The sequence below is a fragment of the Xenorhabdus sp. SGI240 genome, assembly GCF_040081915.1.
Classification (GTDB): domain Bacteria; phylum Pseudomonadota; class Gammaproteobacteria; order Enterobacterales; family Enterobacteriaceae; genus Xenorhabdus; species Xenorhabdus bakwenae.
Map to the genome: position 1 here is coordinate 1 of NZ_JBEBMB010000062.1, position 11245 is coordinate 11245.

The window sequence follows — 11245 nt, forward strand, 5'->3', positions numbered from 1 at the left end:
TGCTCTCCCCCTATATGACCAAGGTCGTGAAAATGTGGCGTAAACTGGGCGCCTGGCTGTGGCTCGCCACGCAAAACCTCGCCGCCTACCCGGATACCGCTGAGAAAATGCTGAATATGGCGGAATGGTGGCTGTGCCTGACCATGCCACCGGATGAAGTGGAGCAAATCGCTCGTTTCAAAAAATTGAATGAAGAGCAGAAAGCCGTCTTGCTCTCCGCCAGTAAACTCCCGCGCTGTTATACCGAAGGTGTGGTGCTGGCGAAAAAAATCGAAGCGCTGTTTCGGGTGGTGCCGCCGAGCCTGTATCTGGCGCTGGGGATGACGGAAAAAGAAGAAAAGGCCGAACGGCGGGCGTTAATGCGCGAGCACCAGTGCAGTGAGCTGGAGGCGGCGATATTGGTGGCCAGAAAAATGGATATTGCGCGGGGGTTGAAGATTTAAACGGTATAGATTAATCACAATTTGAGAAATGAAAAGAGATAATTTCTTAGGTATGCCTTCAACATTCTACACTTAAGCTGTCGGACGCATGCACTAGGTTTACGGGGAAGCGTTGCACTTGAAAGTTAAATCTGGCAAGTGTAATCCCATATTGGTTTATTATAATGTGCATTTGTACGTTATCCTCGGGAGACTCATACATTCCCGTGGCTACTTTTGGATGAAAATATTTATCTGCTTGAATTTTTTTTTGGTGTTTATGTAACTGATTGAATTTATTTTCAATGCGATAATTAGTTTATTAAAATGTATTTTTTATATTAATTATGGATTTTTTAGTATAGTAAACATAAAATAAACATGAATATGGTTTTAATTGACGAGGGTGTTTGTTAAGTGTCATTATTTGCACGGGGAAATATTTAGGGTTGTTTTTTATACTACATAACGGCATTAAGGCTGTTTTATTATATGGAGTTAATACTTTAAAGATTAATGAGCAGATATTACCTTTTAGTATTAATAAAATAATAGGAGAAACTATAATAGGGGTTCTCATGAATGAACAGAATGCATTAGTCTTTTTTCCATACGCAGGTGGAAGTGCCAGCTCTTTTGAGATTTTAAAAAAACATCTATCTGAAGAAGTTAGAATTATCTCTATGAGTTATTCAGTCAGCGAGTTTTCGGTGTCAAAAAACTCTACAGATTTTTTTAGTGTATTATTGGAAAACCTCAAAAATCAGCTTAAAGCATTTGAGGGAAAACTTACTTTTTTTGGTCACAGTATAGGAGCTATTATTGCCTACGAACTGGCGATATTGGGCTGTAATCATCTAAATATTCAGAGATTAATTGTGTCTGCGTGTAAGCCTCCTGAATTATTGGTCAATTCTAAGATATTTAATTCAGAGGATAATGCATTCGAAAAAATCACACTTTTAGGTGGATTGCCTCAGATGGTTTCAAGTGACCCTATCAGATTGAAAAAAGTAAAGCATAAAGTTACTCGTGATCTTAGAGTATTAATTTACTATGCAAGAATGACTTACCCCAAGGTTAATTGTGAAATACATGCACTATCAGCTAGAGATGATTTTTTGGCTTCTGAAAATGAAATGAAGATTTGGAGTAACTACACAAATAAAGGATTCAGAAAAAGTACATTTGATGGTAATCATTTTTATTTCAGAGATAAATCGAAAGAAGTAGCACAGCTTATCTTGTAATAAAGTACTTAATAAAGGTCTATCATGAAAAAATTGGTCAATGCTGATTCTTATTTAGGAGCATCAGAATCACGTTTTTTTGGTTCTGGATATAAAAAAGTTGATTATATAATAAAAGAAGAAGAAATACTTAGTAATGAATATAAGTCTACTTTAACTCTAGTTTATCCTGAGGATTGGTCTATTAAAAGCAAAAAAAAACTAAATCCTCACTTAAGTAGTATTGATGTAATATTAATGTCGGCTTATGCAAGTGGAAAATTGCTTAACCAGTTTGACCACTCTTACTATAAAATAACTTCGATGATAATTCGTTCATCACGTGTTCCTGTCGAAAAACTGATAAATACTCCAATTAATATTGGTCTGAATCATTGTGAAGAGGGTGTAATTTACTTGCGAGGGAAAGTTGGGAATATGCAAGTTCAACTGAAAGTAGAAAGGAGAGAATTCAACGATAGACTATTGAATTCCATCTTTAGTCGTTGGGAGTTTAAAGATGTAAATCATGAAATAAATGATATTTTTTTAGAAAATAAATACAAAAGCAAAGCCTCAGTAATTAAGACTGCTTTTGGGGAAATAATCGATGATATTGATTATATAGATGCTTTCGTTTCAAGTTTGCAGATCGGTCAAATTCTTCTATATGAGTTAGATGGTATTACTAGGGAGGCTTCTAATAATCTTTGGATGCGTAGCATAAAGATAAATGAAGCTGATGCATGTAATAACCAAAAGGTTGGAACATTAGAAGTAACTTTAGAGAATACCTGCTTGACATATAAAGGAAACGATAAGTGGAGAAGTGCTGACATTGTTTCAAGTATTAATAATATTCAGGTTCGATGTTGTGTAGCACATCAACTAAACCATTGAGGTAGTTATAGTTATGGCAGTAAACGCAGTAAAAATTGTTGGATTAGGTGCATCACTACCTAAACATCAAGTTTCAAACAAAGGTATCTCAGAGTATCTGGATACTAATGATGAATGGATAACGACGAGAACAGGAATAAAAAACAGATTTCATGCAACTGAAGGTGAATACACCAGTTATTTAGCTTTTAAAGCTGGTAAAGCCGCATTATCTAGTATGAATATTGAGAATAGTATTGAGATTGATACTCTAATTGTTGCTACTTCAACTCCTGACAGATTATGCCCGGCCACAGCCCCTAAAGTTGCGACAATGTTGGGGTTGGGAAAAATTAGGGCATTCGATATAAATGCAGTTTGTACTGGTTTTGTGTATGGGCTTGAGTTGGCAGAATCATTTATAAGATCTGGAAAATCTAAAAGATTGATGCTTATTGGTGCAGATGTTTTTACTACAATTCTCGACAAAAATGATAGAACAACCTACCCATTATTTGGTGATGGAGCGGGAGCTGTAATTCTTGAACAAGGAGATGAAGAAAATATTCTTTCCACTTATACAGGAAGTGATGGCGAATATGAAAATTTAATTACCATTTTAAATGGGGGGAGTGAGTCTAAGCTTTCAGTGAGCAAAGATACGTTTTCAAAATCTTCATACTTCAAAATGGAAGGCAAAGAGGTTTTTTTGAAAGCCATTTCATATATGAAAGGTTCTGTTCAAAAAGTATTGGAACTCAGCAATACAAATACAAGTGAAATTGACTATATTGTCCCACATCAAGCAAATAAGAGAATAATAGATACCTTAACTCAGTTGTTTGATTTGAAAGAAACACAAGCGTTAATGAGTCTTGAGGAGTTTGGGAACACTTCAGCAGCATCAATACCACTAACGTTAGCTGTCCATGCCAGAAATAATACAATAAAACCAGGCAATAAAATTGTTCTTACTGCGTTTGGTGGTGGAATTACATGGGGTGCTGCTGTTATTAAATGGCCTAACTCTGTATTTAGATCTATAGTTTTTAACTAACTAACTAACTAACTAACTAACTAACTAACTAAATGGATGCGATATGAAAGATATGATTTTTGATAGAATTAAGTCTCTCCTTACAGATAAGTATTATGTTTCAGTTGATAAAATAACTGAAAATGTTATTTATGATGATCTTGAGTTAGACTCTTTAACTTTGCTGGAAATTTCAGTAGTACTAGAAAAAGAGTTTAATCTTAGCATACCAGACGGTCTGATTTCTTCAGATATGTCTATTGAAGCATCGATAAATAAAATTTTAAATAATAATGTTAACGAAACATGATTTATTTAATGAGACATGGAATTACCAGTTACAATTTGAGGGGGAGAATGTTGGGTCAGACTGATATTCCCTTATGTGAGATTGGTATAAAAAATGTAATAAATATTGCGCCTAAAATGAATCATCTTGGTATAAGATTGATTTATTGTTCAAGTTACATTAGATCAATACAGACGGCTAATATCATATCTTCAGTTATTGGGGTAAATGTGATTAAACGTGAAAATCTAAAAGAACGTCATTTGGGAGTTCTTGACGGAGAATTTAAAGATGCCCTCTGTTGGAGAGACGTTGTTAATAAGCTAGGTGAGAAGAATTTTACTCCTGAGGGCGGCGAAAGTGTTGATAACTGTCTGAACAGATTCACTAATGAGATGAAAAGGATAGCAAATTCAAATTTAGATGAAGAGAACGTGCTCGTGGTGTCCCATGGTGGGGTTATTACTCTTTTTATGCGATATATGCTGCACATCGATAATAACCTCTCTTTTCTTGATAACTGTAGCTTTCATATTTTAGATACAGACCGAAAAGGGAACTTTCATGTGAGTAAGTTAAATGTTAGTTTAATTTGAGGTGGATTGTGAGTATTAATATAGTTGTTTTCATTAAACCAAATATATCTGTATTCAGGTACTTTGGAGAAAAATTATCTCTTCTTCGTGAAGTAACTTTATTGGAAGAAGGTTGTGATATTTTTGATTTTTATACCTACGCAGATAAATATGTTCTCATAGAGCGGTGGGAGTCTCAGGAAAGTATTGATCTTCATATGAATAAAAATTACACACTTAGTTTTATCGAACAAACCAAAGATTCCTTAATTAGCACAGAAGTTTTTCGATTAAAGGATTTTTAGAGAATAATATGACTAAGATTGAATTCAATAAAATAGATATGCATGTTTTACTGACAGTATGTTTATCAATGTTTATAATTCCACTGACAATTACATCCTCCAGTATTTTAAATATTTCTTTAATGAAACATTATTCCCTTACCTATCAGGAAGCACAGTGGTTCATTAATATTTTTATGGTAATGTATGGTGCTTTCTTGCCAATTACAGGTTCTCTTTCTGATTTTGTAGGGCGAAAAAATATTTTTTTGCTTGGACTAATTTTCTTCTCCATAGGTTTTCTGCTGGGTGGTATAATCGATAACTATGCATATATTCTGTTTTTCAGAGCAATTTGTGGTATAGCTGCCGCAGCAGTAACAACATCTGCCACTTCACTACTGGCTTCACATATTGATGAGGCGAAACGGCCAAAAGCATTCTCGATCTTCGGTATTTTTTTAGGAGTAGGTATGATTGCTGGCCCTTTAGTGGCTTCTGGGTTTAATTATGTCAGCAGAGGATGGACTATTTTCAGTGTTATTACTGCATTAATCTTATTATTGCTTTTTATTTCATTAATATATGTTAGTGATAAAACTAGATACGCATATACGAAATTTGACTGGTTTGGCGGAATGGTTCTGACTCTTTTTCTTCTTTCAACAGTATCACTTATATCATTCTTGCCTATATGGTCAATAACTAACAGAAAAGTAGCATTCCTAATTATTGTATCTCTGATATGTGCTCTGGCTTTATATGGAATTGAAAAATCTGCTAAAAATCCCGTCTTAGACTTGACTATTTTCAAGAATAGGACTTTTTCATCCATGAGCATAACAACACTGCTTCTTGGTTTCGGGTATATAAGTATAATGTTCTATTTTCCGTATTATTTTAAGACTACTACTGATTTCACAAGTTTTCAGGTCGGTGTGATTATGACTGTTGCAACTTTGCCTTCTTTCATATTCCCACCAATCATTGCCAAGTTCAGAAGTTCACTCAATAATGGTTGTTTATTAAAAGCCACATTGGTTCTTCTAAGTGTATCCCCATTATATTTGAATTATGTCCTTGGTAGTGAAGGAATATTACATTACTGTGTTGCTATGTTCCTATTAGGTAGTTCTTTCGGAATATCCTTGTCGTATATTGATGGTGTTGCAGTTAGTTCTGTCGATGTTTATCAATCTGGATTGGCTGCGGGCACTTTTAACACATTCCGGATTGGTGGAGAATCAATTTCAATCCCATTAGTGTCTACTGTTATCACTTTATTAAATAATAAAATATCAAATAACAATGCATCAGGAATAATTATGAATAATCATTTTATCAACAATGTAGGAAGCAGATTAACAACTTCGACATCAATAACTTTGCTTGCTATGTCTTTTATTTGCTTAATTTTTTCAATACTAGTGTTAATTCTTTATTATACAAGCAAGAAACGGAACCAAGCATATGAAAGTTTCCAGGAGTGATAATCCAGTATTGATTGTTGGGGGAGGTCCGGTAGGAATGCTGACAGCCCTTGAGCTTTCTTTATTTGGTATTAAATCAAAAATTATATCTAAATATTCTCGGTATTCTCCTCATTCTAAAGCTACAATTATCTGGCCTCGCGTGCTGGAAATATTAACACGGACAGGAGTATCAGAAATAATTATTGATTCTGGGCATTACTTCGATCAAATGAATTATTATTCCAATAAGAAAATGATTGGTAATATTCGATTTGATAAGCTGAAATACACTAATTATCGTTATGGAATTACCATACCTCAGTGGAAAACAGAGAAAATACTAGAAGATAGACTCAATGAAAATGGGATATTCATTGAATATGGTTGTGAATTTATAGATGGACATAATGAGAATGATGTAGTTAATGTTTCCCTACAAGATAATGCAGGACGTATATCTTATGAATCATATCAGTGGTTAATCGGTGCTGATGGATATTCAAGCCGAGTCAGAGAGTGTTTTGGATTTGGTTATAATGGATTCCAGATGGAAACTAAACTTGCTATTACGGATGCTGAGCTTGTAAGTGAATCGACCAGTCGTGAAGTTGGTTATTATCTCCATCGTACGGGTAACATGGTGTTAGCTCCAATTGGTGATGGATTATTTCGCATAGGTGCTAGTGTTCCTGCTAATTACAAAGGTGAAATCAATCGAGAATTCTTTAATAAATTGCTCAATGATAGAGTTCCCGGCAATAAAATTTTAGGGAACATGAATTTCTGCGGCATTTTTAATGCTCATGTAAGGTCTGCTTCTTCTTACAGATCTCAGAATGTTTTTCTTGTTGGTGATGCGGCTCATGTGATGAGTCCCTCTGGAGCTCAAGGGATGAATAGTGGGTTTCAGGATGCTGTGAATCTGGGCTGGAAATTGGCTGGTGTTATACGTAGTGAGTATGATTCATCTCTCTTGAATAGTTATTCCACTGAACGAATGAATGGGATTAATCGGACATCAAAATTATCTACATTTCTAGCAAATGTGAGTCTGTATAAGAAGTTTCCAGCGATATTTGCTCGTGATTTTGCCTTCAGGTTTGCATCCAAAACTGGCATCGTAGATAGGTTTTTATCACCTCGAATCGCCCAGATTGATATTCCTCATGGACAGCTGTCTGAAGGGATAATGAAACTTGAGTCAGGAAGACGAATTCCTCTTGAATGGAATAAAAGTACACTTTCGCCACATTTAAGCTTCACTAAGCATACCATTTTCTTCTGGCCAGGTGAGCATTACATCTATTCAGAGTGGGAAAAATACTTTGATTCGGCCACGAAAATTATCACTAGTGCAGTTCTTGTTAACTTGAGTGGAAAAGTTTTGGGACTTATCAAAGATCTTTTACCAACTAATTCTGCCTGCATCATTGTAAGACCAGACGGATTTATCGTTGATTTAGTTGATATTGGTAATATTTCATCAAATGAAGCTTTCAATATTCTCAACAAAAAGATTAATCAACAGTCTATATAAGGAGAAAGTAATGAGTAATATGTTAGTTAAACTAACTGAAGTTCAGGATATGACACAGGAACAACTGAGTGTATATGAGAAGTTCCCTTCAAACTTGACTCGAGGTTTGCTTTTAACCAAATGTTCTGCCGGACCTCATTTAGCTTTAGGAGGTGCTTTGACGAAAGGATATTTGAATGACTATGAGCGTGAAATCATTGTAATGCGTGTAGCTAAACTGATTAACAGCGAGTTCGAACGGATTATTCATTATCCGCTTGCAATTAAGGCTGGTCTGACAGAGCAGGAAATTAACGATATTGAGAATGGAAACTATGAGGCGATGGATTCACGCAGAAAAGCTATGATGAAATATATTACAGAGTGCATTCTTGACGGCAAAGCTTCAATATCATCATTCCGCAGTTTAAATGAATTCTATTCACAAGGTGAAATCGCTGATGCTACTCATCTCGCAGGGCATTGCTGGATGACAGCTATGTATTTGGCAAGTCTCGATATACCACTTGATGAACAAGAAACTTCGTGGTCCAGACTCACTGAGCTTAATAATTGAGGAGGGACATTTGCAATATTGTCACTTAGGAAAATCAGGGCTAATTGTGTCTAGGCTTGCTCTGGGGTGTATGTCCTTCGGAGACTCAACTAAAGGGGCTCACACATGGACTCTGGACTATACCCAAAGTAAGAAAATTATCACTAAATCGTTAGATTTAGGCATAAATTTTTTTGATACAGCCAATGTTTATTCAATTGGTTCAAGTGAAGAAATCGTGGGAACCTGTCTGAAAAAATATGCTAAACGTGATGATGTGGTCATAGCCACAAAAGTTTATGAGAAAATGACTGATTCTCCTTTGTCGGGAGGGTTGTCACGTAAGGAAATATTTACGCAGGTTAATGCCAGCCTAAAAAGACTCCAAACCGATTATATTGATCTTTATATAATTCATCGATGGGATGATAACACGCCGATCGAAGAAACGATGCTTGCTCTGAATGACTTGATTCAGTCAGGTAAAGTTCGGTATATCGGTGCTTCGTCAATGAGAACTTGGCAATTCATCAAAGCGCAATTCGTTGCCAGAATGAACGGATGGGCTCCGTTCATTAGTATGCAAAATCATTACAATCTCATCAATCGTGAAGAGGAAAGAGAAATGCTTCCTTATTGTGTTTCCGAAGGGATTGGTGTTACGCCATGGAGTCCATTGGCCAGAGGTAAACTTGCAAAGAGTACTGATACTACTCGTACACAATCTGACAAGGTATTGTCATGGCTATATGAATCAGCAAAGCAGAGTGATGAAAAAATAATTTCTGTTCTGAATGAGATCGCAGCAAATAAAGAATGTAAACCCGCACATGTAGCTTTAGCTTGGCTGTTATCTAAGCCATCAATCGCTTCACCAATCGTTGGTGTGACCTCAGTAGAGCAACTTATAGACAATACTTGTTGTATGAATGTATCTCTTAGTAATGATGAAATCGCTGCACTGGAGGAGTTCTATACTCCGCATGCTAGAGCCGAGTTATCTTAAAATAGTGGGGGATTTATGCGAGTCCAAAAACCGATCAATTCAGGATTTAGTGCGTCATCAACAGCCTCTGATGTACTTAAAGGTATTGATATTAAAGGTAAGACCGCTTTTATCACAGGCGGGCATTCTGGATTGGGATATGAGGCTACTAAAGCGCTATTAGAAGCAGGTGTTCATGTGGTGGTGGGAGCAAGGGATATGAGGAGTGCATCTAATGCATTAAGTGAGCTAACTAATATTACCATTCTTCCACTTGATCTTTCGAACATAAATTCTGTCAGGACATTGGCGGCTTATGTCAATGCTAATAAATATATCTTTGATTATGTGATTTGTAATGCTGGCATCATGGCTTCTCCAGAAAAACGGGTTGGTCCGGGATGGGAATCGCAGTTTGCTACAAATCATATTGGCCATTATGTACTGGTGAATCTCATATGGAACAATATCCGATCTGGAGGGAGAGTAGTATGTGTTTCATCTGCCGGACATCATAACTCTCCAATTCGATGGGATGACATTCAGTTTACCCGTGGTTATGACAAGTGGGTGGCATATGCACAGTCTAAAACTGCTAATGTGCTTTTTGCATTGCAACTGGATACGTATGGAAAAAACAAGAACATCAGAGCATTTTCTTTGCATCCCGGTAAAATATTTACCCCACTCCAACGGCACTTGTCTTATGAAGAGATGGCAAACGAAGGATGGATGGATAGGAATGGTAACCCGATTGACCCCACTTTTAAATCTCCGGCACAAGGGGCTGCAACTGAGGTATGGGCAGCAACAAGCCCAGCCTTGAATGAACAGGGGGGACTTTATTGTGAAGATTGTGACATTACCGGACTTGCATCAGATTATGAAGAACCCTTTGTCGGTGTTTGTGAATACGCGATTGATCCATCGGAAGCTTTAAGATTGTGGAATTTCACCGCTAATCTTACAGGTGTAAATGTATTCGCAGCTAACTAAATCGCAAGTAGTCTCATGACAACCTAAGATTCCGGACAGAATACTATTTTTTATGGTATTAAGAAGTCTAACCCATTGTATTTTCTCCCTTTGAAGGAGGATTGAGACAGAAATGGAGAAGACCATATACGAAGCTCAGGTTATCCAGAATTCGGGTTACAACGGGCTGTTCGTCGATGAATCAGGCTTTTTAAGGAAGGTGAATCCGCATTTGTCAGCAAATGATATTCTTATCCCGTGTCAGTACTATAAGCATACCTTTAATGGGGGTTCTATTCACCGCTGATTCAGGTAATTTTCACCATGAGAAAAAGAATTAAGTGCAGTATTTAACGCGCTTTTTTTGCATGTTACCCCTTTCAGTATTAATGAAAAGGGTAACATGCAAAAAATCCAGTCCCGTCGGTTCAACAGGGTAAAATATTCGATTATTGGTTTGTTAAGCCTGTCACTCAGTTTTCCCGGTCAGGCCATGCCGGAAGTGCCAAACCCGGATCAACATGAGCACACCCTGGCCGAAATCATCACCCAATGGGGGCAACTGACTCAGTCGCAATCCCCTAACGAAGCGGCAAAAACAATGGTCGCCCAGCAGTTATCGTCTGCGGTGACATCAACACTGACATCGTGGTTGAACCAATATGGCAATGCCCGCCTCACACTCCCTTTCGACAATCATTTTTCGTTAAAAGACGTTGCATTTGATGGGTTACTGCCTTTTTATCAATCGATTTCGGGTACGGCATTCAGCCAGCTCGGGGTAAAAACCCACCACGGACAGACAACAACGGCAGTCGGATTCGGCTATCGCTATGTCGCCGATAATTGGTTATGGGGTGCCAATGTCTTCTGGGATGCGTTGTGGCCGGAGCAGCATCACCGGTATAGTCTTGGGTTAGAAGCCTGGCATGATAACGTCAAATTGTCTGCCAACTTTTACCAGCGTTTATCCCATTGGAAGCCCTCCCGGCTTACAGATTTTGACGCAAGACCCGCCAATGGCTGG

The 11245-nt window shown here is 37.2% G+C and carries 13 protein-coding genes and 1 pseudogene; all 14 read left to right on the forward strand.

Annotated elements, in window-relative coordinates:
- A pseudogene (locus tag ABLA76_RS13515) lies at nucleotides 1–443 on the forward strand (conjugative transfer ATPase); the annotation flags it as partial.
- Nucleotides 444–832: 389 nt separating this feature from the next.
- On the forward strand, nucleotides 833–1672 hold the full coding sequence (locus ABLA76_RS13520) for a thioesterase domain-containing protein (RefSeq protein ID WP_348988316.1): 840 nt from the start codon (nucleotides 833–835) through the stop codon (nucleotides 1670–1672).
- 24 nt (nucleotides 1673–1696) lie between these two features.
- Complete coding sequence (locus tag ABLA76_RS13525; RefSeq protein ID WP_348988317.1) at nucleotides 1697–2551, forward strand: AvrD family protein; 855 nt, start codon at nucleotides 1697–1699, stop codon at nucleotides 2549–2551.
- 13 nt (nucleotides 2552–2564) lie between these two features.
- Nucleotides 2565–3587 carry a beta-ketoacyl-ACP synthase III gene (locus tag ABLA76_RS13530; protein ID WP_348988318.1) on the forward strand — a complete coding sequence of 341 codons (1023 nt, stop codon included), beginning with the start codon at nucleotides 2565–2567 and terminating at the stop codon, nucleotides 3585–3587.
- Nucleotides 3588–3630: 43 nt separating this feature from the next.
- Nucleotides 3631–3876 (forward strand): phosphopantetheine-binding protein, encoded by a 246-nt coding sequence (locus tag ABLA76_RS13535; protein WP_273548969.1) that lies wholly within the window; start codon nucleotides 3631–3633, stop codon nucleotides 3874–3876.
- 8 nt (nucleotides 3877–3884) lie between these two features.
- Nucleotides 3885–4451, forward strand: coding sequence for a histidine phosphatase family protein (locus tag ABLA76_RS13540; protein ID WP_348988319.1), 567 nt, complete (start codon nucleotides 3885–3887; stop codon nucleotides 4449–4451).
- Between the two features lie 8 nt (nucleotides 4452–4459).
- Complete coding sequence (locus tag ABLA76_RS13545) at nucleotides 4460–4735, forward strand: antibiotic biosynthesis monooxygenase (RefSeq protein WP_348988320.1); 276 nt, start codon at nucleotides 4460–4462, stop codon at nucleotides 4733–4735.
- An 8-nt stretch (nucleotides 4736–4743) separates the two neighbouring features.
- The gene (locus tag ABLA76_RS13550; RefSeq protein WP_348988321.1) at nucleotides 4744–6204 is read left to right on the forward strand and encodes an MFS transporter; all 1461 of its coding nucleotides are present in this window, start codon (nucleotides 4744–4746) and stop codon (nucleotides 6202–6204) included.
- Nucleotides 6185–7723: an FAD-dependent monooxygenase gene (locus ABLA76_RS13555; protein WP_348988322.1), complete on the forward strand. Its 1539-nt coding sequence runs from the start codon at nucleotides 6185–6187 to the stop codon at nucleotides 7721–7723. Before ABLA76_RS13550 ends, ABLA76_RS13555 begins: the two co-directional genes overlap by 20 nt.
- Nucleotides 7724–7733: 10 nt before the next feature.
- On the forward strand, nucleotides 7734–8279 hold the full coding sequence (locus ABLA76_RS13560) for a carboxymuconolactone decarboxylase family protein (protein WP_053014317.1): 546 nt from the start codon (nucleotides 7734–7736) through the stop codon (nucleotides 8277–8279).
- A 10-nt stretch (nucleotides 8280–8289) separates the two neighbouring features.
- Nucleotides 8290–9264 (forward strand): aldo/keto reductase, encoded by a 975-nt coding sequence (locus ABLA76_RS13565; RefSeq protein WP_285809448.1) that lies wholly within the window; start codon nucleotides 8290–8292, stop codon nucleotides 9262–9264.
- A 15-nt stretch (nucleotides 9265–9279) separates the two neighbouring features.
- Nucleotides 9280–10239, forward strand: coding sequence for an SDR family NAD(P)-dependent oxidoreductase (locus tag ABLA76_RS13570; protein ID WP_348988323.1), 960 nt, complete (start codon nucleotides 9280–9282; stop codon nucleotides 10237–10239).
- Between the two features lie 112 nt (nucleotides 10240–10351).
- The gene (locus ABLA76_RS13575) at nucleotides 10352–10525 is read left to right on the forward strand and encodes a hypothetical protein (RefSeq protein WP_160300211.1); all 174 of its coding nucleotides are present in this window, start codon (nucleotides 10352–10354) and stop codon (nucleotides 10523–10525) included.
- A gap of 96 nt (nucleotides 10526–10621) precedes the next feature.
- The coding region (locus tag ABLA76_RS13580) for an inverse autotransporter beta domain-containing protein (RefSeq protein WP_348988324.1) at nucleotides 10622–11245 on the forward strand (624 nt) is incomplete at its 3' end.

Coding starts and splice junctions, on each gene's coding strand:
- ABLA76_RS13525 (WP_348988317.1), top strand. CDS start 1,697: ATGAAAAAATTGGTCAATGCTGATTCTTATTTAGGAGCATCAGAATCA.
- ABLA76_RS13530 (WP_348988318.1), top strand. CDS start 2,565: ATGGCAGTAAACGCAGTAAAAATTGTTGGATTAGGTGCATCACTACCT.
- ABLA76_RS13535 (WP_273548969.1), top strand. CDS start 3,631: ATGAAAGATATGATTTTTGATAGAATTAAGTCTCTCCTTACAGATAAG.
- ABLA76_RS13540 (WP_348988319.1), top strand. CDS start 3,885: ATGAGACATGGAATTACCAGTTACAATTTGAGGGGGAGAATGTTGGGT.
- ABLA76_RS13550 (WP_348988321.1), top strand. CDS start 4,744: ATGACTAAGATTGAATTCAATAAAATAGATATGCATGTTTTACTGACA.
- ABLA76_RS13555 (WP_348988322.1), top strand. CDS start 6,185: ATGAAAGTTTCCAGGAGTGATAATCCAGTATTGATTGTTGGGGGAGGT.
- ABLA76_RS13560 (WP_053014317.1), top strand. CDS start 7,734: ATGAGTAATATGTTAGTTAAACTAACTGAAGTTCAGGATATGACACAG.
- ABLA76_RS13570 (WP_348988323.1), top strand. CDS start 9,280: ATGCGAGTCCAAAAACCGATCAATTCAGGATTTAGTGCGTCATCAACA.
- ABLA76_RS13575 (WP_160300211.1), top strand. CDS start 10,352: ATGGAGAAGACCATATACGAAGCTCAGGTTATCCAGAATTCGGGTTAC.